The sequence below is a fragment of the Desulfacinum hydrothermale DSM 13146 genome (genome assembly GCF_900176285.1).
Taxonomy (GTDB): domain Bacteria; phylum Desulfobacterota; class Syntrophobacteria; order Syntrophobacterales; family DSM-9756; genus Desulfacinum; species Desulfacinum hydrothermale.
On the sequence record NZ_FWXF01000015.1, the window covers coordinates 39,405 to 65,973 of the forward strand.

Annotated in this window: 25 protein-coding genes and 2 tRNA genes; 17 read left to right on the forward strand and 10 right to left on the reverse strand. The window is 62.2% G+C overall.

What is annotated here, in order from left to right; genetic code table 11:
- Positions 1 to 293: 293 nt before the first annotated feature.
- The gene (glpB, locus tag B9A12_RS12440) at positions 294 to 1,589 is read right to left on the reverse strand and encodes a glycerol-3-phosphate dehydrogenase subunit GlpB (protein WP_084058293.1); all 1,296 of its coding nucleotides are present in this window, start codon (positions 1,587 to 1,589) and stop codon (positions 294 to 296) included.
- Positions 1,586 to 3,166, reverse strand: coding sequence for an anaerobic glycerol-3-phosphate dehydrogenase subunit GlpA (gene glpA, locus B9A12_RS12445; RefSeq protein WP_139796622.1), 1,581 nt, complete (start codon positions 3,164 to 3,166; stop codon positions 1,586 to 1,588). Before glpA ends, glpB begins: the two co-directional genes overlap by 4 nt.
- Positions 3,167 to 3,415: 249 nt before the next feature.
- Here glpA and B9A12_RS12450 point away from each other — a divergent pair, with 249 nt between their 5' ends.
- The 8 genes from B9A12_RS12450 (at position 3,416) to B9A12_RS12485 (ending at position 11,116) form a co-directional block, all read left to right on the forward strand.
- On the forward strand, positions 3,416 to 4,243 hold the full coding sequence (locus B9A12_RS12450; protein WP_084058296.1) for a DeoR family transcriptional regulator: 828 nt from the start codon (positions 3,416 to 3,418) through the stop codon (positions 4,241 to 4,243).
- Positions 4,244 to 4,443: 200 nt separating this feature from the next.
- Positions 4,444 to 5,547 carry an ABC transporter ATP-binding protein gene (locus B9A12_RS12455; RefSeq protein WP_084058299.1) on the forward strand — a complete coding sequence of 368 codons (1,104 nt, stop codon included), beginning with the start codon at positions 4,444 to 4,446 and terminating at the stop codon, positions 5,545 to 5,547.
- A gap of 15 nt (positions 5,548 to 5,562) precedes the next feature.
- Entirely contained in the window at positions 5,563 to 6,648 is a 1,086-nt protein-coding gene (locus B9A12_RS12460) for an ABC transporter ATP-binding protein (protein ID WP_084058302.1), read from the forward strand.
- 22 nt (positions 6,649 to 6,670) lie between these two features.
- Positions 6,671 to 7,543, forward strand: coding sequence for a carbohydrate ABC transporter permease (locus tag B9A12_RS12465; RefSeq protein WP_084058306.1), 873 nt, complete (start codon positions 6,671 to 6,673; stop codon positions 7,541 to 7,543).
- On the forward strand, positions 7,540 to 8,343 hold the full coding sequence (locus B9A12_RS12470) for a carbohydrate ABC transporter permease (RefSeq protein WP_084058309.1): 804 nt from the start codon (positions 7,540 to 7,542) through the stop codon (positions 8,341 to 8,343). The genes B9A12_RS12465 and B9A12_RS12470 overlap by 4 nt, the downstream gene beginning before the upstream one ends.
- A 121-nt stretch (positions 8,344 to 8,464) precedes the next feature.
- Positions 8,465 to 8,737 (forward strand): DUF2160 family membrane protein, encoded by a 273-nt coding sequence (locus B9A12_RS12475; RefSeq protein ID WP_084058442.1) that lies wholly within the window; start codon positions 8,465 to 8,467, stop codon positions 8,735 to 8,737.
- Positions 8,738 to 8,902: 165 nt separating this feature from the next.
- Positions 8,903 to 10,600, forward strand: a complete 1,698-nt coding sequence (locus B9A12_RS12480) for an ABC transporter substrate-binding protein (protein WP_084058313.1) — start codon at positions 8,903 to 8,905, stop codon at positions 10,598 to 10,600.
- Between the two features lie 57 nt (positions 10,601 to 10,657).
- Complete coding sequence (locus B9A12_RS12485; RefSeq protein WP_342752492.1) at positions 10,658 to 11,116, forward strand: ARPP-1 family domain-containing protein; 459 nt, start codon at positions 10,658 to 10,660, stop codon at positions 11,114 to 11,116.
- Between the two features lie 230 nt (positions 11,117 to 11,346).
- On the opposite strand, the gene B9A12_RS12490 is transcribed toward B9A12_RS12485, so the two are convergent.
- Positions 11,347 to 11,676, reverse strand: coding sequence for a DUF2283 domain-containing protein (locus B9A12_RS12490; RefSeq protein WP_212636934.1), 330 nt, complete (start codon positions 11,674 to 11,676; stop codon positions 11,347 to 11,349).
- A 536-nt stretch (positions 11,677 to 12,212) separates the two neighbouring features.
- Positions 12,213 to 13,790, reverse strand: a complete 1,578-nt coding sequence (locus tag B9A12_RS12500) for a sigma-54 interaction domain-containing protein (protein WP_084058323.1) — start codon at positions 13,788 to 13,790, stop codon at positions 12,213 to 12,215.
- A 249-nt stretch (positions 13,791 to 14,039) separates the two neighbouring features.
- On the opposite strand from B9A12_RS12500, the gene B9A12_RS12505 reads away from it, so the two are divergent.
- Positions 14,040 to 15,065 carry an ARPP-1 family domain-containing protein gene (locus B9A12_RS12505; protein WP_084058327.1) on the forward strand — a complete coding sequence of 342 codons (1,026 nt, stop codon included), beginning with the start codon at positions 14,040 to 14,042 and terminating at the stop codon, positions 15,063 to 15,065.
- A 319-nt stretch (positions 15,066 to 15,384) separates the two neighbouring features.
- Here the strand turns inward: B9A12_RS12505 and B9A12_RS12510 are convergent.
- The 6 genes from B9A12_RS12510 to B9A12_RS12535 form a co-directional block, all read right to left on the reverse strand.
- Positions 15,385 to 15,461: transfer RNA gene (locus B9A12_RS12510), tRNA-Arg, on the reverse strand.
- A gap of 28 nt (positions 15,462 to 15,489) precedes the next feature.
- Entirely contained in the window at positions 15,490 to 16,293 is an 804-nt protein-coding gene (gene surE / locus B9A12_RS12515; protein WP_084058330.1) for a 5'/3'-nucleotidase SurE, read from the reverse strand.
- A 4-nt stretch (positions 16,294 to 16,297) separates the two neighbouring features.
- Positions 16,298 to 16,846, reverse strand: coding sequence for a 2-oxoacid:acceptor oxidoreductase family protein (locus tag B9A12_RS12520; protein WP_084058334.1), 549 nt, complete (start codon positions 16,844 to 16,846; stop codon positions 16,298 to 16,300).
- 244 nt (positions 16,847 to 17,090) lie between these two features.
- The gene (locus B9A12_RS12525) at positions 17,091 to 17,933 is read right to left on the reverse strand and encodes a 2-oxoacid:ferredoxin oxidoreductase subunit beta (protein WP_084058338.1); all 843 of its coding nucleotides are present in this window, start codon (positions 17,931 to 17,933) and stop codon (positions 17,091 to 17,093) included.
- Between the two features lie 21 nt (positions 17,934 to 17,954).
- The gene (locus B9A12_RS12530; RefSeq protein WP_245802443.1) at positions 17,955 to 19,100 is read right to left on the reverse strand and encodes a 2-oxoacid:acceptor oxidoreductase subunit alpha; all 1,146 of its coding nucleotides are present in this window, start codon (positions 19,098 to 19,100) and stop codon (positions 17,955 to 17,957) included.
- Positions 19,101 to 19,121: 21 nt separating this feature from the next.
- Positions 19,122 to 19,472, reverse strand: a complete 351-nt coding sequence (locus B9A12_RS12535; RefSeq protein WP_084058447.1) for a 4Fe-4S dicluster domain-containing protein — start codon at positions 19,470 to 19,472, stop codon at positions 19,122 to 19,124.
- 401 nt (positions 19,473 to 19,873) lie between these two features.
- Here B9A12_RS12535 and B9A12_RS12540 point away from each other — a divergent pair, with 401 nt between their 5' ends.
- The 8 genes from B9A12_RS12540 to B9A12_RS12575 all read left to right on the forward strand — a co-directional run bounded on the left by B9A12_RS12540 (position 19,874) and on the right by B9A12_RS12575 (position 26,390).
- Positions 19,874 to 20,713 carry a fumarate hydratase gene (locus B9A12_RS12540; RefSeq protein WP_084058342.1) on the forward strand — a complete coding sequence of 280 codons (840 nt, stop codon included), beginning with the start codon at positions 19,874 to 19,876 and terminating at the stop codon, positions 20,711 to 20,713.
- Positions 20,714 to 20,772: 59 nt separating this feature from the next.
- Positions 20,773 to 21,333: a Fe-S-containing hydro-lyase gene (locus tag B9A12_RS12545; protein WP_084058345.1), complete on the forward strand. Its 561-nt coding sequence runs from the start codon at positions 20,773 to 20,775 to the stop codon at positions 21,331 to 21,333.
- A 94-nt stretch (positions 21,334 to 21,427) separates the two neighbouring features.
- Positions 21,428 to 21,814: a succinate dehydrogenase, cytochrome b556 subunit gene (gene sdhC / locus B9A12_RS12550; RefSeq protein WP_084058349.1), complete on the forward strand. Its 387-nt coding sequence runs from the start codon at positions 21,428 to 21,430 to the stop codon at positions 21,812 to 21,814.
- Between the two features lie 16 nt (positions 21,815 to 21,830).
- Positions 21,831 to 22,196, forward strand: a complete 366-nt coding sequence (gene sdhD / locus B9A12_RS12555) for a succinate dehydrogenase, hydrophobic membrane anchor protein (RefSeq protein WP_084058352.1) — start codon at positions 21,831 to 21,833, stop codon at positions 22,194 to 22,196.
- A gap of 21 nt (positions 22,197 to 22,217) precedes the next feature.
- The gene (gene sdhA, locus B9A12_RS12560) at positions 22,218 to 23,993 is read left to right on the forward strand and encodes a succinate dehydrogenase flavoprotein subunit (RefSeq protein ID WP_084058356.1); all 1,776 of its coding nucleotides are present in this window, start codon (positions 22,218 to 22,220) and stop codon (positions 23,991 to 23,993) included.
- Between the two features lie 85 nt (positions 23,994 to 24,078).
- Positions 24,079 to 24,789, forward strand: coding sequence for a succinate dehydrogenase iron-sulfur subunit (locus tag B9A12_RS12565; RefSeq protein WP_084058360.1), 711 nt, complete (start codon positions 24,079 to 24,081; stop codon positions 24,787 to 24,789).
- 346 nt (positions 24,790 to 25,135) lie between these two features.
- Positions 25,136 to 25,212, forward strand: a tRNA-His gene (locus B9A12_RS12570).
- A 149-nt stretch (positions 25,213 to 25,361) separates the two neighbouring features.
- Positions 25,362 to 26,390: a potassium channel family protein gene (locus tag B9A12_RS12575; RefSeq protein WP_170920586.1), complete on the forward strand. Its 1,029-nt coding sequence runs from the start codon at positions 25,362 to 25,364 to the stop codon at positions 26,388 to 26,390.
- Positions 26,391 to 26,569 lie beyond the last annotated feature (179 nt).

The window sequence follows — 26,569 nt, forward strand, 5'->3', positions numbered from 1 at the left end:
CGTCCGGCTGCAGATTGCAGCCCAGTCCGGGGATGGGCGTTTGCCGATGGTCATGGATTGTCGTTTCCACGACCGTGACTCGCTGTTGTCCCCCTAGAGTTGCCCCCAAAGCCGGGCGGCTTTCTCCATCCACGGGGCGCCGCCCCAACGGACCTGCCCAAAACCCGCCCCGGCGTGGCCCATGGGATGCCCGGAAAGAATATGGGTTCCGACAGTACATTGGCCAGGGGCTGAAACCCCACGGGCTGCCAAGGCGATGGAAATTTCCGGCCTTTTGAGCCGGAAGGTCCTTTTCAGGCAGGCTCCTGGCCCAGAAGGTCCGCCAGAGAGGCCACGGCGGCCCAGGCGGTGGTCACCGCCAGGCCCGCCCCGCACTTTTCCCGCATCCAGTCGTGATGGGCCAACACGGACCCGGCGGCCGTCAAAGTGGCAAAAGCCGGCCGTCCCGAAGGATCCAAAGGGCGAAAGTGTTCGTCCACGGCCAAGCCGCTTCGGTTCACCGGATGGCCTTGCGGGTCGAAGAAGTCCTTTCGGTGCCATTGGCTTCGAGATTCCGGTTGCACCACGGGAAGGTCGAAGACCGTCTCCCGCACGCCCGTGCGTTCCGCCAGGAGGCCCCGTCCGAAAAAGCGGCCGGTGGCCAGCACAGCCCCCCGGCATTGAATCTGGAAGGTGGGTCGTTGGGAGCCGCAATCAAAGAGGAATCCCCCCTGGTTCAAGGGGGTGTGGCCCAGCACCTTGTGCTGGAGCCGACAATCCACGCCCTCCTGGGGAAGGGCTTCTTCGAAGAGGTTTTTCAGGCGAAGGCCGGGAAGGGACGGCGGCATGGTGGGGATTTCGAAAAGGGGGAGTCCCAGGGCCGTCTCCAGTCTTCGAAACACTCGACCCCCATCGTGGATCCCGCACACGGCGGGAAGCCCCACCGCCCGGGCATCTCCCAGATGGGGACGGATGCGTTCCGCCAGACGTTCACAGCCGCCTTCCGCCGCCAGATCCCCGGCGACCTGCTCAGGAAAGATCTCCCGGCCCGGTTCCGGAAAAGCCACTGTGCACGAACGCACCCCGGGCCACGTTCGTTGCAGACTCGATACGGCCTGGCGGGCACTGAACCCCTTGAGTCCCTCCAGGCCCACCAGGAGACACGGCCACTTTTCCTCGTAGGCCGTCACGGCATTCTTCATGGTCCAGGGCACGGCATAGGTGGGTTTCAAGGTGCCCGCAGCCGTCACCACCCAAAGGTTTCGGTTCTTTTCCTGGTGGTAGGCCAGGCCGTGGGCGCCCAAAAAGTCCAGAAAGACGTCCAGGGCCTCTTCCATGTCCCTTCTGGCCAGGCGCGCATAGGGATGGTTCGGAAGATCGCGGGCAAGGGCATCCAGGCCCGTCCACGGATCGTCCCAGACCTGTCCTTCCGACACCGGATGCACACCCAGAAGATCCACGAAACCACTGGAAAAGATGAGGGGTCCCGTGGTGCCCACCACCGCCACCCGAAGACCGCGGCGGGCCGCGAAAAGCGCGGCGGCAAGGCCCGCCATGCCTGCTCCGATCACCGCCACATCCACCGTCGTGCGATCCAACTGCCCACTCATGCCCCCGCCTCCTGGACGTCCCGCCCCCGTGTTTCCAGATCCAGACTGAACAAAGCGCAATAGAGCGCCTCCTGGAACTCGTATTGCACCATGGGCTGTCCCCAGAGCAGCGGCCGTTTGCCGCGCCATCTTTCCCGAAGGACCCCCACAAGGCTTGCCATGCCCTCCCGGCCCTGGTACACGCCGGCCTGGTACAGGTGGGCAGCGATGCGCTGGCTGCAAAAATTTCCCTGGCAGGGCCCCTTGCCCACCCGACTGCGCATCCCCACCGCCTCCAGCGTGGGGGCTTCGCCCTCGCGGCGGATCTGGTCCACCAGCTCTTCCACGGTGGTGCGAGGCACCATCTCACATTCGCAAAGGATCCAATCGGAAGGATCGGACCGCTTCACCCATTGGCGCGGCGCCTTGCCGGGCTCGGTCCACCGTCCCCACTCGCTGGGCGGCAGGGGCTCCACGTGGGTTCGGCACGGCTCCCGGACCCCCAGCAGCTCGCACACCCGATCCGCCGTCTTTTCGGCCATGAGTCGGTAGGTGGTGAGCTTGCCGCCCGTGATGGTCAAAAAATTTCCCACGCCGCACGCCTGGTGATTGATCAGATGATATCCCCGGCTCACCGTGCGATCCCCCCGCCGGCTCCCTTCCGCCAGGAGCGGCCGCACACCGCAGTAGGCCCGAATGTAGCGGGCCGAAGCCAGCGACGGCATCATGCGCGCACACTCATCGATGATGGTGTCGATTTCATGGATTTCCGGATAGATGGTGTCGGGCGACGCCACCCGAACGGAGGTGGTTCCCAAGATGGACACCGTGCCGCCGGGCACCACGATGTCCGCATCGGAAGCGGGCCGCAGCCGGTGGATCACTCGATCGCTCACCCGCTCCTGGCTGACCACCAGGCTGCCCTTGGAATAGACCATATCAAAACGGATGCCCGCCAAGGCCCCCACCTGGCCCGCCCAGGCCCCCGCCGCGTTGACCACCACCTGGGGTTCCAGAACCGTCTCCCGGCCGGTGCGGGTGTGGCGAACCCGTACCCGCACGATCCGCCCGTTGTCCCTTTCCAGGGATTCCAACCGGGTGTGGGTCATCAGCCGCGCCCCCAGGGCACAGGCCTGGGCCATGTTGTCCAGCGTGAGCCCGAAGGGGTCCACGGCGGCGTCCTGGAGGGCATAGGCGGCGATCACCTGATCCGAAAGGGCCGGCTCCATCTCCAGGGCCTGGGCCGTTTCCACGGGCTCCGCCGGCACATGGCAGCGTTGGCACAGAGTGGGAAAATCCGCGATGTAATTTTCGTCATCGCCCGCCACCGCCACATACAGGCTTCCCGTATCCTCAATGCACTGGGGCGCCAGGCGCTTGAGCAGGGCGCTCTCTTGCGCACATTCCCCGGCCGCTTCCGGATCGTTTCCCACGTAGCGGCCGCCTCCGTGGAGGAGCCCGTGGTTCGCTCCCGACGCTCCCGCGGTGAGATCCTTCTTTTCCACCACCACGCAGGAAACCCCGCGCAGCGCCAGATCCCGGGCCAGACCCGCTCCCGTGACTCCCCCGCCCACGATGACCACCTGTGTTTCCACCATCCCCTTCTCCTTCTGCGCCCACCGCCGGCCCCCTTGGCTTTTCGCTTGAGAACCTTTTCCACGGGTGCTAGCATGGATGGCGCGGCGAATGGCTGGTCAAGGACCCCATTTCCATCCCTTTTTCGGTATCACAACGGCCCGGGGATGTCATCTCCTATTTTCGCATTCCAACATATCGACACAATCGTGTTCGTTTGAGAACAGCAAACCGTCCCATTCCAATCCCAGAAAGAAAGGAAGGCGCCTCCCATGAACTCGTCCCCCTCTTCTTCCCGTAGCGCACCTCGGGACGTGGCGGCCACCCGGGATCGCCATCAGCAGATCCTCCGGCTCATTCGCCAGCGGGGTTTCGTGACGGTGAACTTTTTGGCCCGGGAATTCGGCGTGACGCCGCAGACGGTGCGCCGGGACATCAACGCCTTGAGCCGGGAGGGGAAGCTCATCCGCTATCGGGGAGGGGCGGGAGCGGCTCCCAGTACGGAGAACGTGGCCTACAGCCGGCGAAAGATCCTGTGTCAGGAGGAAAAGCGGCGGATCGCCCGCATGGTGGCCCAGGCCATCCCGGACAATGCCTCCCTTTTCATCAACATTGGCACCACCGCGGAAGAGATCGCCAAGTTCCTGATCAACCACCGGCGCCTGCGGGTCATCACCAACAATCTGCACGTGGCCTCCATCTTGAGCGCCAAAGAGGACTTCGAGGTGATCGTGGCGGGCGGCCTGGTACGCCATCGCGACGGCGGCATCGTGGGCCCCATGACCATCGACTTCATCGAGCAGTTTCGAGTCGATTACGGCATCATCGGCATCAGCGGCATCGACATGGACGGCACCCTCCTGGACTTCGACTACCGGGAAGTGCGCGCCGCCCGGACCATCATCGACAATTCTCGCACCACCTTTCTGGCCGCCGACCACACCAAGTTCGGACGAAACGCCATGGTGCGCCTGGGAAGCATCGCCGAAATCGACGCCTTCTTCACGGACCAGCCGCCTCCGGCACCGCTGCAAGACGTGCTGAAGACCACCCAGGTGGAGCTGCACGTGGCGCCCCCCGTCGCCGGCACGGTCCCTTGAATCGTACCTGAGTTTCGCGAACGAAAGGCCAACGGGGGCCCATCCCTCCCGTTTGCGAATCGTTTTCCCGCGGGGTTATTTTCTCTTGCGAAAAAGACAAAAAGGTGATAGCGTGTCGGTGATTTCATCCGGCCGTACGAGCCGCCAGGCTCGTCCCCCTTCCCTTATTGAAGAAGAAGCCTAGACCGGGAGTGCACCTCATGGGGTTGACCCTGGAGCATGTGGATCGAATCGTGGACGGGGAAACCCATCTTTGCGACGTCACCCTGGAGTTTCCTTCGGGATCGCGCAATATCCTGCTGGGACGGACCCTGGCGGGAAAGACCACCCTGCTTCGCATCATGGCGGGTCTGGACCGGCCCACCCGTGGGCGCGTGCTGGTGGACGGAAAGGACGTGACCGGCGTTTCCGTTCGGAAGCGAAACGTGGCCATGGTTTATCAGCAATTCATCAACTATCCTTCTTTTACCGTGTACGACAACATCGCCTCCCCGCTGCGCCTTCAGGGGGTGCCGCGGGAGGAGATCGACCGCAGGGTTCGGGAGGTGGCCGAGATGCTTCGGCTCACCCCGCTTTTGGACCGGCTCCCCGCTCAGCTGTCCGGAGGCCAGCAGCAGCGAACGGCCATTGCGCGGGCCCTGGTCAAGGATGCGGACCTTCTGTTGCTGGATGAACCCCTGGTGAACCTGGACTATAAGCTGCGCGAGGAACTGCGCGAGGAACTGACGGCCATCTTCGAGCGGGGCCGTTCCATTGTGGTTTATACCACCACGGAGCCCACGGAAGCCCTCATGTTGGGCGGCAACGTGGTAATTCTGGACGAGGGACGCGTCCTTCAAACGGGCCCCACGGACCAGGTGTACCACCGTCCCACCACCATGCGCGCGGCGGAAGTCTACAGTGACCCCCCCATCAACTACCTGGATTTGGTGGTGGAAGGCTCCCAGGCCCGCATCGGGGAGCAGGTCACCTTTGCCTTGTGCGCCCATCTGGAGGGGCTGGCACCCGGCCGCTACCACGCGGGACTGCGGGCCAATCGCTTTTTTCTCAAGAGGCGAACCGATCGGGACGTGGCCTTGGAATCTCAAGTGGAGCTTTCCGAGATCAACGGATCGGAGACCTTCATCCATGTGAACCATCAGGGTTTTCCGCTGGTGGTTCATGAGACGGGAATCCGCACGTACAAGATGGGCTCCACGGTGACGGTCCATGCCGATCCGGCCCAATTTTTCGTCTTCAACCAAGAAGGAAGTCTGGTGGCCGCCCCGGAGGTCGATCCCGGACGGACGCCGGCACGGCGATAGGCGGAGGAATCGGCCATGGCCCGCATCACGCTCCAGCAAGTGGCTCACAGCTACCAGCGCCACCCCAAGGATCCATCGGACTACGCACTGAAAAACATCGACACGGTCTGGGAGGACGGGGGCGCCTACGCCCTTCTGGGACCGTCCGGGTGCGGCAAGACCACCATGCTCAACATCATCTCCGGGCTCCTCACCCCCACCCGGGGCCGGGTCCTGTACGACGATCGCGACGTGACCGAGCTGCCCCCCGAACAGCGCAACATCGCCCAGGTCTTCCAGTTTCCCGTGCTCTACGACACCATGAGCGTCTTCGACAACCTGGCCTTCCCCCTTCGCAATCGCGGCCTGGACCCCCAGACGATCCACCGGCGGGTGCAGGAAGTGGCCGAGGTGCTGGATCTGACGGCGGACCTGAAGAAGAAGGCCGCGGGGCTGAGCGCCGACGCCAAGCAGAAGATCTCGCTGGGCCGCGGCCTGGTGCGCGAGGACGTGGCGGCCATCCTCTTCGACGAGCCCCTCACGGTGATCGATCCCCATTTGAAGTGGCATTTGAGGCGCAAGCTCAAGGAGATTCACGAAAAGCTTCAACTGACCCTCATCTATGTCACCCACGACCAGGTGGAGGCCCTCACCTTCGCCGACAAGGTCCTGGTGATGTACGAGGGAGAAATGGTGCAGATGGGCACGCCCGCGGAGCTTTTCGAAGAACCCCGGCACAAGTTCGTGGGCTACTTCATCGGCAGCCCCGGCATGAATTTCATCCCCTGCCGCCTGGAAGGAAACCGAGCGGTCTGTGACGGGGCCAGCGTGGTTCTGGACGAGGAGACGGTGCGACGGGCCCAGGGCAAAGAAGGCCCCTTCGAGCTGGGAATCCGTCCCATGTATCTGGAAGTGCACGACGAGCCCGGAGACGATCGGATCCCGGTTCAGGTGCGCAAGGTGGAGGATCAGGGCATCTTTCGGATTCTCACCGTCCAGATGGCTTCCTCCACGCTCAAGGTTCGGATCTCGGAAGAAAGGCCGCTGCCCGGCCAGGAGGCTTGGATCCGCTTTCCGCGCCGCTGGATCAAGCTCTACGCCAACGGCCGACTGGTGGCCTAGCATCGCACGTTAAGGGGGAATCATGGAGAAATGGGAAAACAACCGGGCGTGGTTCCTGATCCTGCCCGTCTTTGTGATCGTGGCCTTCAGCGCCATCATCCCGCTCATGACGGTGGTCAACTATTCGGTGCAGGACATCTTCGGTCCGGGCCAGCGCTTTTTCGTGGGCATGGAATGGTTTCGCGAGGTGATCCATGACGAACGCCTCCACAGCGCCTTGCTGCGCCAGTTGGCCTTTTCGTGCATGGTGCTGCTCATCGAAATCCCGCTGGGAGTCCTCATCGCCTTGGCCATGCCCAAGAAGGGATGGGGCGTGTCGGCCTGCCTGGTGCTCTTGGCCCTCCCCCTGCTCATCCCCTGGAACGTGATCGGCACCATCTGGATCATCTTCACCCGACCGGACATCGGTCTTTTGGGAAAGACGGTCAACGATCTGGGCATCGCCTTCGACCACACGGCCCGCCCCCTGGATGCGTGGATCACGGTGATGGCCATGGAGGTGTGGCACTGGACGCCGCTGGTGGCACTACTGGCCTACGCCGGCCTGCGGGCCATCCCCGAGGCGTACTACCAGGCGGCCAAGATCGATGGAGCGTCCAGTTGGGCCGTCTTTCGCCACATTCAGCTGCCCAAGATGCGCGGAGTGCTCACCATCGCCGTGCTCCTGCGCTTCATGGACAGCTTCCTCATCTACGCCGAGCCCTTTGTCCTCACCGGCGGCGGCCCGGGGGATACCACCACCTTCCTTTCCATCTACCTGGTCAAGATCGCCGTGGGTCAGTTTGATCTGGGGCCCGCCGCCGCCTTTTCGCTCATCTACTTTTTGATCGTGTTACTCTTTTGCTTTGTGTTCTACCAAGCGCTTCAAAACGTGGGAACCGGGGAGTCCAGATGAGAGTGCAAAAAAGAACCGTGGCCCTGGGGCTCTACTTCTTTCTGCTGATCTTGCCCATCTATTGGATGCTCAACATGTCCCTGCGGGCGAACGCGGACATCTTGGCCTCCTTTGCCCTTTTCCCCCGAAACGCCACCCTGGCCAACTACATGAAGATCTTTACGGATTCTTCGTGGTATTCGGGCTACATCAACTCCATGATCTATGTGAGCTTGAACACCATCATCTCGCTCACCACGGCCCTTCCGGCGGCCTACGCCTTCTCCAGGTTCCGCTTCATCGGAGACAAGCACGTCTTTTTCTGGCTCCTGACCAACCGCATGGCCCCGCCGGCCGTCTTTCTCCTGCCCTTCTTCCAGCTCTATTCCACCTTTCATCTGATCGACACCCACATCGCCGTGGCCCTGGCCCACTGCCTTTTCAACGTGCCCCTGGCGGTTTGGATCCTGGAGGGTTTCATGTCCGGCATCCCCCGGGAGATCGATGAAACGGCCTTCATCGACGGCTACAGCTTCCCCCGGTTCTTTTTGACCGTCTTCGTCCCGCTCATCCGGGCGGGCATCGGCGTGACGGCCTTCTTCTGCTTCATGTTCAGCTGGGTGGAGCTGCTCCTGGCCCGAACCCTCACCATCACCAACGCCAAGCCCATCGTGGCCACCATGACGCGGACCGTGAGCGCCTCGGGGCTCGATTGGGGCCTGCTGGCAGCCGCCGGTGTGCTCACCATCGTGCCGGGAGCCCTTGTCATCTGGTTTGTGCGCAACCACTTGGCCAAGGGATTCGCCCTGGGCCGGGTGTGAAACCCATTTTGTGGAAGCCAACCGACACGGAACACCCCCCGGGTGTTCTCAAAACATGTCACCACTTACCGCCGAGGTCGGCCCCGTTGCGGCCGCCCCATGAAGGAACGACGTCATGAACTTGGAATGGATGGCCTGGACGCTACCCACCGCAATCTTCTTCGTAGTTATCGCTCTCATGCTCGTGGGTATGACCATCTGGCAGATCCTCTCTCCCAGTGTTCCCCGTCGCGGCTTTCTGCCCATCGAAACCACCCGCGGAGATCGCCTCTTCATCGGCCTTCTGGGCAGCGCCTACATCCATATCGCCTGGATCGCCTTCACAAACCTGTCCCTGTGGATCGCCTTGGCCATCGCCCTGGTGTGGCTGGTGGTGGTGATGCGCTGGGGATAGGTTTTGCAGGAGCCGGCCCACGCTCTGCGGTGGCTTCGGCCTTCCCACCGGAGCGGCGTGGCGGCCGGAAAGGAAACCCACAGAGGAAGGCCGGGAGGAGCAAAAACGATGCGAGGTGCGAAACGGAGGAAGAGATGGAACTGTCCGGCGTGGGGAGCGCTGGCCATGGCGCTTCTACTGGTCCTTTGGGCCCTTCCCGCCCATGCGGACATGGAGGCGGCCAAGCGCTGGGTGGAAACGGAGTTTCAGCCCTCCACCCTGACCAAGGAAGAACAGCTCAAAGAGATGGAATGGTTCATCAACGCCGCCAAGCCCTTCAAGGGGATGGAAATCCGGGTGGTTTCCGAGACCATCCCCACCCATGAATACGAATCCAAGGTACTGGCCAAGGCCTTCGAGGAAATCACCGGGATCAAGGTGGTGCACGATCTCATCCAAGAAGGCGACGTGATCGAGAAGCTCCAGACCCAGATGCAGTCGGGTCGGAACGTCTACGACGCCTATGTGAACGACTCCGACCTCATCGGCACCCACTGGCGCTACGGCTTCGTGGTGCCCTTGAGCGATTTTATGGCCGGCGAAGGCAAGGACGTGACCCTTCCCACCCTGGATGTGGACGATTTCATCGGCAAGTCCTTCGTCACCGCGCCCGACGGCAAGATGTACCAGCTGCCGGATCAGCAGTTCGCCAACCTCTACTGGTTCCGTTACGACTGGTTCACCAATCCCGAATTCAAGAAGAAGTTCAAGGAGATCTACGGCTACGAGCTGGGTGTGCCCGTCAACTGGAGCGCCTATGAAGACATCGCCGAATTCTTCACCGAGCATGTGAAAGAAATCGACGGAAAGCGCGTCTACGGGCACATGGACTACGGCAAGAAGGCCCCCGATCTGGGCTGGCGGTTTACGGACGCCTGGCTCGTGATGGCCGGCGCCGGGGATCCGGGCCTTCCCAACGGCAAGCCCGTGGACGAATGGGGCATCCGCGTGGATGAAAACGACCGTCCGGTGGGCTCCAGCGTGGCCCGCGGCGGCGCCACCAACAGCCCGGCCGCCAAGTACGCCCTGCGAAAGTACATGGAATGGCTGCGCAAATACGCTCCTCCGGGCGCTCTGGGCATGGACTTCTACCAGTCCCTTCCCAGCCTGGCCCAGGGCAACGTGGCCCAGCAGATCTTCTGGTACACCGCCTTTACGGCCTCCATGGTCAAGCCGGGCACCCCGGTGGTCAACGAGGACGGCACGCCCAAGTGGCGCATGGCTCCCTCTCCCCACGGCCCCTACTGGCAGGAAGGCATGAAGCAGGGTTACCAGGACTGCGGTTCTTGGACGCTGCTCAAGTCCACTCCGCTCAAGCGCCGCAAGGCCGCTTGGCTCTACGCTCAGTTCTGTGTCTGTAAGACGGTGTCCCTCAAAAAGAGCCACGTGGGCCTCACCATCATCCGCGACAGCGACATTCGCCATGAATCTTTCACCAAGCGCGCCCCGTACCTGGGCGGCCTGGTGGAATTCTACCGCAGCCCGGCCCGCGTGGCCTGGACGCCCACCGGCACCAACGTGCCCGATTATCCCAAGCTGGCTCAGCTCTGGTGGCAGAACATCGGGGAAGCCGTGGCCGGTGAGGTCACCGTGGACCGCGCCATGGACAACCTGGCCAAGGAACAGGATCGGGTGCTCCAGAGGCTGGAACGCTCCGGCGTGCAGGGCGAACACGGCCCCAAGCTCAATCCCATCAAGGATGAAAGCTATTGGCTCAATCAGCCCGGAGCGCCCAAGCCCAAGCTGGCCAATGAAAAGCCCAAGGGCCAGACGGTGGACTACGACGAGCTGCTCAAGGCCTGGCGCGCGGGCCGCGTGCGTTAGGCATCTCGGCGGATCCTGGAACGAAAAGAGCAGCCGCACTTCACCTGACGGCTGCTCGTGAAAACACATCTCGGACAAGCTCCCACGGGCTTGTCCGAGTTTTTTTATCGATCCCAGCCCCTTTGCCAAGTCCCCACGTCCAGAACCCCGCCTCCCTTCCATGAGGCACTCCCTTCGGGCCGGCCCGGGGAGGAGTTCCGAAGTGATCCGATGAGCGTTTGGGCGGAGGTTGAAGATTCCCTGCACGAACTGCGGGCCGCCTCCCCCACCCGCGATTTTCGTGCGGCCCGGGAACGGGTCTTTTCCCACATCGATCGTTATGTGGATGAGCTTCTTCCCCAAGATGGGCAACTGGGAGCGATCTTCTTTTCCGCCCGCGGGGTACTCGGCTGTGAATGGCCGGCCACCTCGGACCTGTTGAAGCGGGCCTTTCCCAAGTTTATCCGGAGCTTCACCTTTTGGGATGATGGTTTCTTGCCAACTAATCAAAGAGGGTGCATAAAATGTTTTGTTTGAACATAAAAAATGAAGGGCTGAATCGATTTTGCCTGCGCAGTCCGCTGGATTCAAGACCGGCGAGAGAACCGGGGGAGTCCAGTGGTGATGTTGCGGCAACTCACTCGCGGCTCACTGCCGGCCGCAAGGGTCCGCATTATACGGCCGACGACCCAGGGGTTCTCTCTCCACCAGGCACATTTCAGAACCCCATCCGCCGACATCCGACTTCCGATCTCCACTCTCCGCACTCAGATCCCCGCCCTCCGTTTGCTGGCATGCAAAATCGTCATGCCCACGATCTCGTCCCCTTCGTAGCGGATGATCGCATCGTCATCGGTCATTTCGCTGTGGGTGGCACGGGCCGGTTTCTTGAAATTGATGTAGAGCACATCCGCTTCGGCGTCGTAGGAGGACCACAGATAGCCCTGCGGAGTCTTGCGCAGGGCTCCCACCAGCGGTAGGTATTCTTCTATTGAAATGGCGGCCATAATTGTTTCGGCCTGTTCAGCCAGTTGACCCGACGGGTCAGAAAAAGCGGCGATGACAAAACCGTCTTCTTCTCCTTCATTTTGCACCACCTAGAATTTCTTGGGCTCAATCCGTTTCTCGAAAGTGTCTGGCTGTGCATTCACCGACTCCGTCGGGGGCTATCCCGGGCGCCCCGTGCACCGCCGTTGCACGGAGGTGAGAATCCCCCAGACCACTACGCGGGTCATGGATGTCGTCCGGGGGCGGTCCCGGGTTGTCTCCGTCGGGAAAGCAATAGTAGTTCATTCCCGTCTCCCGGTCGAGGGTGACCTCCATCCCGTAGGGCGGTCACATGGCGATCGTTTCAAAGGCGTCGAGCAAATCCTTGTATGACATGGCGGTCATTTTGGGATTTTCCCCACTTTCCGTTGACATACCGGCCGATTGCCTTGCTGGTTTCACTGGTTGCGAGGCTGTGCCATCGCCTTGGAGCGGCGACTTGGAGCCCGCCGCGCGTGGCCACCAGCTCTGCAAGGTCTTTGTGCTGTTGTGGCTGCTCTCCGGACCGAGCCACGCCGCCCGGGAGAAGGTCTCCCTCACCCTAGCCCTGTCCGGTTCCTCCCGGATCAACCACCCGCCGGCCAGGTTATCCCGGTGAATGGCGTTTCTGCCAGTTGCTCAGGGTCTGGTAGCTTTTGAATCCGAGCAGTTCGGCGGCCCGCGACTTATTGCCGTTGGTCTGGTCCAAGGCCCGCTGGATGTAGTGGTGGGCCACCTCGCTGATCACGTCCTTCAGCTGGAAACCAGAGCCCAGGGGGCGATCCAGGATCCCCGACCGGCCGCTTGCGTCCAGCGGCAGAAGCGCGTCCTGGATATCTTCGATTTCGATCACGTCCCGATCCGACCAGATGGCGGCACGACGCAGGGTGTTCAAGAGTTCGCGTACGTTCCCCGGCCAGGGGTGGGCGAGCAGCAGTTTGCGTGCGGCCACAGCCAGGGTCTTTTCCACATAGCCCGGGTCCTCCCGGCTTTCCCGGTTGACCCGGTGGAGCATGGCATCCACCAGTAGCTCAAGATCTCCTTCCCGCTCCCGGATCGGCGGCAGCTTGAAAATGGCCACCGCCAACCGGTAGAAAAGATCAGCCCGGAATCGCCCGGCTCGCACTTCGTCCAACAGGTTGCGGTTGGTGGCGGCGATGATCCGGACATCCAGCGGAATTTCCTTGCTGGAACCTATGCGGGTCACCGCTCCCTGCTGCAGCACCCGGAGGATCTTCACCTGGGCACCGAGCGGCAGCTCGCCGATTTCGTCCAGAAAGAGAGTGCCGCCGTCGGCCTGCTCGAAATGGCCCTTTCGGAGCTTGTCCGCCCCCGTGAAGGCGCCCTTCTGGTGCCCGAACAGTTCCGATTCGACCAGTTCGGGGGGGATCGCGCCGCAATTGATCGCCTGGAAGGGTTGATTCTTGCGCGGACTGCGCTCGTGAATGTGGCGTGCCAGGAGCTCCTTGCCGGTCCCGGATTCTCCTTCGATCAAAACGGAAACGGAACGCCGAGCCACCCGCTCGGCCCGATCCATGAGCCGTTGCATGGCGTCGCAGTTATAGACGATGCGGGAAAACCCCGGTTCCTCGAACGACGCTGAAGCTTCCGCCAATTTTTCCAGGCGCCGGTCCGGCCGTCGCATGAGATCGGCCAGCATCATCATGGGTGGGGGCTCCGCCCTTGTGCGGCCCCTGAAGCGCTCCGCCCGGCGCATCATGTCGGGCACGAATTGGGCCGTGATATCGAAAGGAACCGGCGCGTCCTGGACCCCGGCTTCCGGCGACGATTCAATCAGTTCGGCATCGAACCTGGCCTTGGACAGGATGATCCAAACCGCCGCCATGTGCGGGGTGCCGGGACTCAGGTGGAAGGTGAGCCGAACTTGCTTGCCGTGGCGCTTCTGAACATCGAGCACCGCCGCCACCGCGGCTTCGTAGATCTCGCCGAAATGGGTGGGCCGCGTGAGCGCCACTTGGCGGTGACGCAGGCGGGCCGGTGTGATCTTCTTCAGCCAGTCCAGGTAGCCCCTGATGGTGTCTTCATCGGTGTCACACAACAGAAAGATTTCACTGAACCGGCGCGTCCGGGCGGCCTGGCCGATGGGCCCGAGCCCGCACTCCACTTCTCCCCGGGACGCCCGGATATCCGTTTTCCCCAGCCAGCAAACCAGAACATTTCCCATGAGTCGCCGCCCAGCCGTGGAGGGTAAAATTTTTTATGATGAGAGAAAGAAACAGTTTTCTATACCACGGGGTTCGCGGAGGTTCAATGGAGGCAAAAGCTGGTCGAAAAAGGGATTTCCCGTATGATGTGGAATCATGGCACGGTGCTTGCCCTATGCAGGGAGAGTGGGTCGAAGCCGCCGGGCAGCGGGTGGTGCCGGCGGGCCGGACGGCATGCCATACTTTTTCCTGCAAACGGGAGGTAACCCATGCGATTGACGGACTTTTGGAATGGCGAGTGTCGGTTGGGAAACGCGGTTGTGACGGGAGCCTTGGGGATGCTGCCGTTGTTGGCGGATGTGGAGGAAGACCGGGAGGATCTGCAATTTCTCCTGCTGGATGAAGCCATTTCCCACGAAGTCCTGCGGGTGACGGAGACTGGGGAGGGCGGGGAGGTGCCATTTCTTCTGGTGAAAAACACGGGCGACCAGCCGGTGCTGATCCTGGAAGGCGAGGAGCTGGTGGGCGGCAAGCAGAACCGGGTGGTGAACGCGACCCTGCTGGTGCCGGCGAAAAGTTCGCTGCGGATCCCGGTTTCCTGCATGGAACAGGGCCGCTGGCGCCTGGACAGCACGGCCTTCCAGGCCGGCGGCGCGCTTTTTCGGGCCAAATCGAGGGCCCGCCAGAAGGCCGGTGTCAGTGCCAACATTCGCCGGACCGGGGAGTTCCGAAGTCATCAGATGAGCGTTTGGGAGGAGGTTGAAGATTCCCTGGACGAACTGCGGGCCGCCTCCCCCACCCGCGATTTTCGGGCGGCCCGGGAACGGGTCTCTTCCGAAATCGATCGTTATGTGGATGAGCTTCTTCCCCAAGATGGGCAACGGGGAGCGATCTTCTTTTCCGCCCGCGGGGTACTCGGCTGTGAATGGCTGGCCACCTCGGACCTGTTGAAGCGGGCCTTTCCCAAGATCATCCGGAGCTTCGCCTTTGAGGTGCTGAACGCGCCCGGGGTGTCCCATGCCGGCGCCCAAGCGGCGAGCGCCTGGTGGAACCGGGTTCTGGAATGCCCGATCAGAGCCTTCCCGTCTCCTGGAGCCGGAGAGGATCTGCGGCTGGAAAACGAGGACCTGGTGGGCTCGGCACTGCTCTGGCGGCAGCGTCTGGTGCATCTGTCCTGTTTTCCCAGCCGTTGGGACGACACCGGCACCCAAGACGATCGGCTCCGAAGCCGCCGCCAATCGGCCGGGGAACGTCGGCGCCGGATGCGCAACCGGCAGGATCCCAGCGAATCCTAGCCGGGTGGATCGATGGGCCGGTTCTTCCATGGATTCGATGGGGCCGCTTCCCGGGAGGCTGTCCGAAAACGCCCGGGTTGCGCTCCATCCGGGCCCGTGCTGCCGGCCTGACCAGGTCGCTGTGATAGGGGCGGGTTCCGAACCCGCCCCGACAACGCTCAAAAAGCACCACGCAGGCCGTGTTCCAGGGAGCTGCAGGCAAGGCCCCGGGCATTGTAAATTTTCACATGGATCGGATCGTGTACCAGTGGAGGGGGCGGGACTGCAGGCAAAGCAAAACGGGGTTGCAACCCGGTGGTTGCAACCCCGTTTCTTTTTCTGGTGCGCCCGGCAGGATTCGAACCTGCGACCTACGGATTCGTAGTCCGGCACTCTATCCAGCTGAGCTACGGGCGCATTGGGCCTTGGAACGAAGCGGCTTATATCACTTTGATTGGGCCGGAGCAAGGAAAAAATCCCCCGGCCCGCTTTCCGCTTCCAGCCCCCAGTGTTTCAGCTCCTCCAGCATGGCATAGTGGGTGAGATCGTGCTGAATGGGCGTCACCGACACGTAGTGATCGGCCAGAGCCTGAACGTCCGCGTCCGGGCTGTTTTCCGTCTCCACGATGTTTCCGGTGAGCCAGTAGTAGACCCGGTTTCGCGGATCCACCCGGCGGTCGTAGCTTTCCTGGTAAGTGAGCCGGCCCTGACGGGTTACGCGCATCCCCCGCACCTGTGATGCCGGCACGTTGGGCACGTTCACGTTGAGGCTCACCCCCCTGGGAAGGCCGAAACGCTCGATCCGCTCCAGGATGCGCAAGACCGCGTCGGTGGCCGCCGAAAAATCGGACGGTTCAAAGGAATCGATGGACACCGCCACCGCCGGAAAGCCCAGGATGGCTCCCTCGGTGGCCGCCGACACCGTCCCCGAATAGAGCACGTTGATGCCCACGTTGGCGCCCAGATTGATCCCGGAAACCACCACGTCCGGAAGCGGCCGCACCAGTTCCCGAATGGCCAGCTTGACGCAATCGGCCGGCGTGCCGCTGCAGGCATGCCCGAAAAAGGCCCCGTTTCGCTTCACGGGCTTCACCCGAAGCGGATCGAGAAAGGTGATGGCGTGCCCCACCGCGCTCTGTTCCGTCTCCGGCGCCACCACCACCACGTCGTGTTCGGCAATCAGAGCCTCGTAGAGGGCTTCGATGCCCTTGGCGAAGATCCCGTCGTCGTTTGTGAGCAGCACCCGCATGGATTTAGTGCCCCTGCATGTAGAGCTTGGCCGCATTGATGCCCGTTTCCAGCGCCTTCCGGTTCAGCTCCTCCGTTCCCGGCGGAACCCGGCCCAGAACCGCCGCTTCCAGCGACGCCAGGGAGACCACCTTGGTGAGCGTGGCCAGGGCGCCCAGGGCCACGATGTTGGCCACCATTTCCTTTTTGAGCTCGGCGCGGGCAAGCTGGGTAAAGGGGAGGGCGATGGCCCGCGTGGTGGGGATCTGCTTGACGAAGGTGCTGTCCACCACCAGGGTGCCCTCCGGCTTCAGGTCGAAAAAGTAAGCGTCACACGACTTCTGGTTCATGGCCAGGAGCAGGTCCGGCTTGATGGCCTTGGGGTAGTCGATCTCTTCATCGCTGATGACCACCTCCGCCTTGCTGGCCCCGCCCCGGGCTTCCGGCCCGTAGCTCTGGGTCTGGCACACATACTTTCCGTCATGGACCCCGGCGGCTTCGGCCAAGATGATGCCGGCCATGATGATTCCTTGCCCGCCGGATCCGCTCAAACGCACTTCATACCGATATCCCATTGGACAGGTCCCTTTCCCTTTTGCATGAAACGGGTGGTCCGTGATTCGTGATCTGGAGATCGCCATTTGTGATGCGCCAGGGGGAAAGCCTTGCCGGGTATGGCGACGCACGGGCTTCGATTCAACCACGGTTTGTCGCTTCACCCTCACTTGGACCCTCTACCCCGGCCGCGTCGGCCATCGCGGCTTTCCTTCCGGCCTGTCAGGACGTCCCACGCCGGTCGGCTTCCCCAAACCGGTCCCATCAGCGCGCGGCGGCCATCTTGGCCCGGGCCGCTTCCCGGATTTTTTTGTATTCTTCCGTGTAGATGGGAAGATCCCGGTCCACCAAGACGCCGATGGTGAATCGGTCGGCCAGCTCCTCTTCGCCCATCTCGGCCGTCTTTTCCACCCGCACCGCGTGGTCCTTCTGCCAGCGGAGCATCTCCACGGCTCCTCCCAGCTTGTTTCGACGCCCGTACTGGGTGTGGCAGTTGCTCACCACCTCCACCACGGAAAAGCCCCTCTTGACGATGGCTTTTTCGATCAGCTTATCCAACATGTTGGCATGATAGACCGTGCCGCGCGCCACCATGGCCGCCCCGGCCGTCACCGCCAGCTCGGCGATGGAAAAGGCATGCTCGATGTGTCGGTACATCGCCGTGGTGGCCAGGGCCCCGTAGGGCGTGGTGGGCGAATACTGGCCGCCGGTCATCCCGTAGATGTTGTTGTTGATGATGATGGCCGTCAGATTCAGGTTGCGTCGGGCCGCATGGATGAAGTGGTTTCCGCCGATGGCCGTGGCGTCCCCGTCCCCCATGATGACGATCACGTGGAGATTGGGATTGGCCAGCTTCACACCGGTGGCGAATGTGAGGGCCCGCCCGTGGGTGGTGTGCAGCGTATTGAAATCCACGTACACGGGCAGCCGTCCCGAACAACCGATGCCCGAGACCAGCACCACGTCGTCCTTTTCATAGCCCAGCTTGTCGATGGCCCGGATGAGTGAACCCAGTACGATCCCGTTTCCACAACCGGGGCACCAAACGTGGGGAAACTTCTTGTCGTGACGCAGGTATTTATGGATGAGTTTGGTCACTTCCGCCATGGTTCTTCCCTCTTTCCACCCCTACATCTTGATGAGGCGCACCAGGATCTCCTCGGGGGTGATCAGGTTTCCGTCGATTCGGTTGATGGTTTCCACACGGGTTGCGCCCTGATTGATCCGTTTCACTTCCCGGGACACCTGGCCCATGTTGAGTTCCGGCACCAGCACGGCCTTCACCCGGGAAAGATACGGCTCCAAGATCTGGCGAGGAAAGGGCCACAAGGTGATGAGCTGCATCATCCCCGCCTTGACGCCCCGCTCCCGGGCTTCGCGCACCGCCCGTCTGGCGGAGCGGGCCACGGATCCATAGGCCACCACCAGGATCTCCGCATCTTCGGTGAGTTCCTCGTCCACCATCAGGATGTCGAAAAAGTGTTGAGAGATCTTGCGATGAATCCGGTTGAGAAACGGCACGATCTCGTCGGGTCGCTGAGTCGGAAAGCCTCGCACGTCGTGGACAAGGCCTGTGACGTGGTAGCGGTAGCCGTCCCCGAAGATGCCCATGGGCGGGACGCCCCGGCTGTTGTCTTCGTAGGGCACGTACCATTCCGGCGGCATGTTGGGCCGGATCCGGTCGATCACTTCGATCTCGCCCGGGTGCGGCAGGCTGATCTTTTCCCGGGTGTGGCCCACCACTTCGTCGGAAAGGATGATCACCGGCGTGCGGTACTTTTCCGCCAGGTTGAAGGCTTTGACCGTGATATCAAAGCACTCCTTGGTGGTGGAGACGGCCAGCACGATGATGGGGTGATCTCCGTGGGTGCCCCAGCGGGCCTGCATCACGTCGGCCTGACTCACATTGGTGGGAAGCCCCGTGCTGGGCCCGCCCCGCATGACGTTGACCACCACGCAGGGCACCTCCGCCACACAGGCGAACCCCAGGTTTTCCTGCATGAGGGAAAAGCCCGGGCCACTGGTGGCGGTCATGGACTTGGCCCCCGCCAAGGACGCCCCGATGATGGCGCCCATGCTGGCGATTTCGTCCTCCATCTGGACGAACGTCCCCCCCACGGCGGGAAGTTTCACCGACATGACTTCACTGATTTCGGTCGCCGGCGTGATGGGATAGCCGGCGAAAAAGGTGCATCCGGCCGCTAAAGCCCCTTCCACCATGGCTTCGTTGCCCTGGAGGAGCACCTGGCGTCCCGTGGTCGCTTGCTCGTTCACAGCATCTTCTCCTTGTCACCCCTAATCGTCGTCACCCACCGCCTTCTTCCTACGGGCGCGCACGCTGATGGCAAAATCCGGGCAGTGTATCTCGCAAAACCCGCAGCCCGTGCATCGATCCGGCTGGGTCACCACCGGAGAGCCATCTTCGTCCATCTCGATGCACTGCCGGGGACAGAAGGCGGCGCAGATGCCACAGCCCTTGCACCAGCCCATGAAGATGGCGATATCATAGTCTTTTTTTGCCCGACTCGGTTTGGCTCCTTCCGAGGCCTCCTTCCGGAGCGGATCCACGGGAACGTCCGTCGACTCCTCCTGCAACGATTCCTGGGGCGTCTTCTTCCTGGTCTTTTTTGCCGTTTCGTCACCCATTGTCTTCTCCTGAGAAAAAAGCCGTCTCGTGCCATCCATCCGTTGTGTCTCCTTAGCCCATCGCCCACCCATTTTCAACCACCAAAGGCCTTTGAGTCTGCAGAATCCATTGACAAAATGACTTCGCTGTACTAAGCACTGTCCCTACGGTAAGGATCTCCCGAAGCGGAACCAGCGAAGCTCGGTCGAACGCCCCAATTCACGAGAAGGCACCAACGGCAGCGGAGTCTTTCCACCCGGCGCCACCATCACCAGGGAGACCGCCCCACCATGCAGGCACAACACCTCCGGCAAGCCCCCGCGCTTGCTACCGCCTCGATGTTCGTCAGATCAAGCGCCTTCCAGCCGTCGCCCCTTCTCTGGGGACTGGACCCATAGCCGTTTGAAAATAAGGAGGATCCATGCGCGAAATCCATGTGGACACGATTGCATCCGCCGTTCGGGATCTTTGCATCCGCGCCAATACGGAGTTGGGCGAGGACGTGCTGGACGCCTTCCGCAAGGCCCTGGAAAGGGAGGAGTCACCGGCGGGAAAGGACATTTTGCAAAGGCTGATCCAGAACGCCGAGATCGCTCGGACCGAAGGGATCCCCATGTGCCAGGACACCGGGTTCGCCGTGGTCTTTGTGGACATGGGCCAAGATGTGCACATCGTGGGCGGCGGCCTTCGGGAAGCCGTGGAAGAAGGGGTGCGGCAGGGATACCGGGACGGCTACCTGCGCAAGAGCATCTGCCATCCCTTCACGCGCCAGAACACCGGTGACAACACCCCCGCCATCGTCCATCTGGACGTGCGTCCCGGAGAGCACTTTCGGATCACGCTGGCCCCCAAGGGTGGAGGCAGTGAAAACATGAGCCGTGTGACCATGCTCACACCCGCCGCCGGCATCCAGGGGGTCAAGGACTTCGTGGTACAGCGGGTGAAGGAATCGGGCCCCAACCCCTGCCCGCCCACCATCGTGGGCGTGGGCATCGGCGGCACCTTTGAAACGGCGGCGCTTCTGGCCAAGAAGGCCCTGCTCCGCCCCGTGGGAAGTCCCCACCCCGATCCGGAACTGGCCGCTCTGGAAGCAGACTGGCTGGATGCCGTCAACGACCTGGGCATCGGCCCCCAGGGACTGGGGGGACGCGTCACCTCCCTGGCAGTCCACATCGAGATGATGCCGTGTCACATCGCCAGCCTGCCCGTGGCCGTGAACATTCAGTGCCACGCCGCCCGGCACAAGGAGACCGAACTCTGATTGCAGTGACAAAGGGCTCGCCCCTTGTCCCTTGGATCCAAGAAAGGAGATGCCCCAACATGCAGGACGCCGTTCGACTCACCACGCCGCTTGGAAGGGAAGACGTGGAAAAGCTGCGGATCGGAGACCGGGTTCTCCTCAACGGAATCGTCTATACGGCCCGGGATGCGGCCCACAAACGCCTGGTGGATCTTCTCCACACCGGCGAGCCCCTGCCTTTTGATCTGGAAGGCCAGGTGATCTATTATGTGGGCCCATCGCCGGCCAAGCCGGGCCGGCCCGTGGGCGCCGCCGGTCCCACCACCAGCTACCGCATGGACGCCTATGCGCCGGAGCTGATCCAACGCGGCCTGCGGGGCATGATCGGAAAGGGCGCTCGAAACGACGCGGTGAAAGCCGCCATGCAGGAACACGGGGCGGTCTATTTCGCCGCCATCGGCGGCGCCGGAGCGCTCATGGCCCAGAGCATCCTGTCGGCCGAGGTGATCGCCTACCCGGAGCTGGGTCCGGAAGCCATCCGCCGCCTGGAAGTGAAGGATTTTCCCGTGATCGTGGCCAACGATTGCCACGGTGGGGATCTGTACGAGGAAGGCGTCAGGAGGTATGCACGCACGGCGTGAGTTCTAATTTTCCGCCCTTGCCCGCCGTTCGTTCCCTTCCAGTGCGCTGGGACGGCGCCGGGCCGGGGCATGCGGTTCAAGCGAGGAGGTCTTCATGAAAAAGGTCGTCTTTCAACCCAAGGTCCGTTACAAGCTTCATCCCGGCTACCTGGCCTGGATCCTCCACAGAGCCACGGGGGTCCTGCTGGGGCTCTACCTCTTTCTTCACATCTGGGTGATCCATCACCTGTCCCAGGGCGAAAAAGCCTTCAATGAGGTGATGGCCGTGGTCCAGTCCCCGCTTTTCCACCTGCTGGAAATCGGGCTGCTGGCAACCGTGGTCTACCACGGCCTGAACGGCCTGCGCGTGGTCTTCATGGACTACGGCAACCTGGCAAAGCGTGACATCATGCAAAAGGCCGTCTTCGCCGTCTTCGCCGTCTCGGCGATCCTCATCCTGGCAGGGGCGATTCCCATGCTGCGGCTGGCTTTCGGTATCTAAGAGGGAGGCTTGGAACATGTTGGGTAAATACTTCGGTTCGGGACGTTCGGGGGCCTTCGACTGGTTCTTCCAACGCATCTCCGGCGTGGCCCTGCTCATCACGCTCTTTTTGCACTTCTGGGTACTGCATTACGCCTCGGAAGGGCCCGTCACCTATCAGAAGGTCATGGCGCGGCTCGTCTCTCCCGCCTGGAAGGCCCTGGACATCGCCTTCCTGGTCTTCGCCGTCTACCATGCCATGAACGGCTTCAAGATGATCATCGACGACTACGTCCATTCCGCCGGCTTGCGGGCCGTGCTGGTGGGCACCCTGTGGGTGCTTGCCATCGGTTTTTTCGGGCTGGGCGTCCTCACCATCGTCACTCTCAAAGTGCAAGCGTAGGCAAAAGGAGCGATCGACGTCATGGCAGATATCAGCGTGACCATTCATAAGCACGATGTGGTGATCGTGGGCGCCGGCGGCGCCGGGCTTCGCGCCGCCTTGGAGGCTTCCAAGGGGGTGAATACGGCGGTGATCAGTGAGGTCTTTCCCACCCGCTCCCACACGGTGGCGGCCCAGGGGGGAGTGGCGGCCTCGCTGAGCAACGTGGAGCCCGACGACTGGGTCTGGCACATGTTCGACACCATCAAGGGAAGCGACTATCTGGGTGATCAGGATGCCATTGAGTTCATGTGCCGCATGGCCCCCGAGGTGGTGATCGAACTGGAGCACATGGGCATGCCCTTCAGCCGCCTTCAGAACGGCAAGATCTTCCAGCGCCGGTTCGGCGGCCACACCAAGGATTTCGGCAAGGAGGCCGTCCAGCGCACCTGTGCCGCGGCCGACCGCACAGGCCACGCCATGCTCCACACCCTCTATGAACAGTGCGTGAAAAACCAGGTGGTTTTTTACAACGAATTCTATGCCCTGGAACTGCTCAAGAACGAGGACCACGTGGTGGGTGTGCTGGCTTGGGACATCGCCAACGGCGGCTTCCACATCTTTCACGCCAAGGCCACCATGTTCGCCACGGGCGGCTACGTCCGTGTCTACAAGACCAACTCCAACGCCCACATCAACACGGGAGACGGCCTGGCCCTGACCCTGCGCGCGGGGTTTCCCGTGGAGGACCTGGAGTTCGTCCAGTTCCATCCCACCGGCATCTACGGCGTGGGCAACCTCATCACGGAGGGCGTGCGCGGCGAAGGCGGCTACCTGCTCAACAAAGACGGCGAGCGCTTCATGAAGCGTTATGCTCCCACCGTGTGGGACCTGGCCTCCCGAGACGTGGTCTCGCGGGCCATGGCCGAAGAAATGCGGCAAGGCCGGGGCTGCGGGCCCGAGGGCGACCACATGCTGCTCAAGCTGGATCACATCGGAGCGGGCATCATTCACGAACGGCTGCCCGGCATCTGGGAACTGGCCTATGTGTTCGCCCACGTGGACTGCACCAAGGAACCCATCCCCGTCACCCCCACGGCCCACTACTCCATGGGGGGCATCCCCACCAACCTGTCTGCGGAAGTGGTCCTGGGCGGTATGGACAAGCCCGAAGAACCGGTCAAGGGCTTCTACGCTGCGGGGGAGGCGGCTTGCGCTTCGGTCCACGGGGCCAACCGCCTGGGATCCAATTCGCTTCTGGACATCATGGTTTTCGGAAAGGTGGGCGGACAACACATGGCCCAATTCGCCCAGTCCTTGCCCGAACATGTGCCCTTGCCGGAAAACCCCGGGAAGCGGGGCATCGAAGAAGTGACCAGCCTCCTGAACGGCACGGCAGGAGAAACGATGGGCGCCGTTTGGGACGAGCTGAAGGAATCCATGGAAGCCAACTGCGGGGTGTTCCGCACCGAGGAGACCCTGGCCAAGCAACGGGCCGTGCTGCAAAAGCTCTGCGATCGGTACAAAAAGGTGGGCATCGCCGACAAGGGGCTGGCATTCAATCTGGATCTGATCGAAACCCTGGAACTGGGCCACATGCTGGACTATTCCAAGGCCATCGTGGAAGGAGCCCTGGCCCGCCAGGAAAGCCGCGGCGCCCACTACCGCGACGACTACCCCAAGCGCGACGACGAAAAGTGGCACAAGCACAGCCTGGCCTACATGGAAGAGGACGGCTCCATCCGCCTCGATTACAAGCCCGTCCGCATGAAACCGCTCACCGTACCCACCTTTGAACCCAAAGAACGTGTCTATTAGAGACTATCGGCCCGCCCCGCGGGGGCGGGCCGAGCGGGGACTGGAAGCGGAATCCGCGGACCCGGGACGACATGAGGTGCATATCATGCTGAAAACAGTTACCTTCTCGGTCTTTCGATATGATCCGGAAAAGGACAAGAAACCCTACTACAAGGACTACAAAGTGGAATTGCGCCGGCCGGGCATGATGGTCCTGGACGGCCTCAACCAGATCCGTTGGGAACAGGACGGCACCCTGGCCTACCGACGCTCCTGCCGGGAGGGGGTGTGCGGCTCCGACGGGCTCAACATCAACGGAGTCAACATGTTGGCCTGCATCACCCACATCAAGGACCTCAAGGACCCCATCGTGGTGCAGCCCCTGCCGTCCATGCCGGTCATCAAGGACCTGGTGGTGGATTTCACCGACTTCTACAGGAAGTACTACCTGGTCAAGCCCTACCTCATCACCAAGACCCCGCCGCCTTCCGATCGGGAGCGCCTGCAGAGCCCGGAAGACCGCAAGAAACTGGACGGCCTGTACGAGTGCATCCTGTGCGCGTGCTGCAGCACGTCGTGCCCCAGCTTCTGGGCCGATCCCGACTACCTGGGACCGGCAGCGCTTCTCAAGGCCTGGCGCTTCATCGCCGACACCCGTGACGAAGGCGCCGATGAAAGGCTGCAGATCATCAACGACCGCGACGGCGCCTGGCGCTGCCACACCATCCTCAACTGCGTGGAAGCCTGTCCCAAACAGCTCAATCCCACGGAAGCCATCGCGGAACTGAAAAAGACCATCATCCACCGAAAGTTCTAGGCCATGGTGCCAATGGCACCCTCGGCTCCCGCGGGGCTCCGGCCCCGCGGGAACGACCTTTCCCTGGGTTCCACCGCTCTAAAACGGACAGGCCGGCCCAAGCTCGGAGGGCCTTTCCTCGCCTGCAGCCCCGACGGGCCGCTCCTCCCCCGTCACGTGCCCATGGAGCAAGCCGGGGTTCCAGGACCATCCGCAGCCATGGATCCACGCTTACGCAAAGAGGACGGAAAACGGTGGGGCCGCCTGAGGTTCTCCACCCGGCTCCAGCTTTGATACTTTTCCCTTGCCGTTTTCGGTCCATTGTGTTAAGCAACCTCCGCCTCGGCCGAAAGGTCGTCCACAGATGGTGGGTGTAGCTCAATTGGTTAGAGCACTGGGTTGTGGCCCCAGAGGCTGGCGGTTCGAGTCCGCTCACTCACCCCATGCACACCAAGCCGCCGTCCCAAGGATGGCGGCTTTTTTGTCTCCACCACACGAAAGCCATGCCGCCCTTTCGGCTCTTGCCTGTTTGCGGCCTTTGGCCTAAACTCGTCTTCTCGATAACCCCTCCACAAATCCGAGTGAGAGGCCCCATGCGATCCCTACATCGATTGCTCGGCCAGCGCTTTCTGCTCGTCGCCCTGTCATCGTTTTTTATTCTCTGCTTCGGCGTGTCCGGATATATGCTCGTCGGCCACTATCCTTTCCTGGACGCCCTCTACATGACGGTCATCACCCTCACCACCGTGGGCTTTCAGGAAGTCCGGCCCTTGGACTCCGACGGGCGCCTGTTCACCATTGTGCTCATCACGCTGGGGGTCGTGTTTGTGGCCTACCACGTGGCCTACGTGGGTCAGATGATCTTGGAGGGAAGTTTCCTGGAAGTCTATCGGAGGCGGCGCGTGAGACAGAAACTGAACCAAATGAAGGACCATTACATCATCTGCGGCTACGGCCAGATGGGCCGTTACATCGTCCGCCAGCTCCTCCGCCACCAGGTGCCCTTGGTGGTGGTGGAAACCAATGAGAGTCAAGCCGGGGAGCTGCAGGAACTGGGAGTTCCCTTCCTCATCGCCGACGCCAAGGAAGAGGAAAACCTGTTGGCCGTTGGCATCCGCAAGGCCAAAGGCCTGGTGGCGGTGGTACACAGCGACACAGACAACGTCTTCATCGTCCTCACGGCCCGTGACCTCAATCGGGATCTCTTCATCTGTGCCCGGGCCTCCACGTCGGGAACGGAAAGACGGTTGCGCAAAGCGGGGGCCGATCGGGTGGTCTCCCCCTACGCCAGCGGGGCTATGCGCATCGCCCAGAACATCCTTCGGCCCACGGTGACGGATTTTTTGGAGCTGGCCCTTTCGGGCGACGGCATGGAGCTTTCCATGGAAGAGCTGGTGATCCCCGCCGGGGCCGACCTCATCGGCAAGGACCTGGTGCATTCGGGCATCCGCAGTGACTACAACCTGATCATCGTCGCCATCAAGCGCCGGGAAGGCACCATGATCTACAATCCCTCTCCCGGCGAAGTGCTGGAACAGGGCGACACCTTGGTGGCCATCGGGCCTCGGGAGAATTTGGACCGTTTTGCCGAGGGTCTTTTCGGCACCTCCAAGCGCTCATAAACCGGTTCCTTCCCCCCCCTTGGCTTCCGCTTCCCGGCGGGTTTTCGTCCAGGGGTTCCTAAAGTTTGACAAGCACAAAAGCATCCCGTATATGTGACGTTGATTCACAGGCATCACCCTCCTTTATGCAGTCACAGGGCAATCCCTGAGCCGTGATCCCTATCCAACCCCTTTCTCAC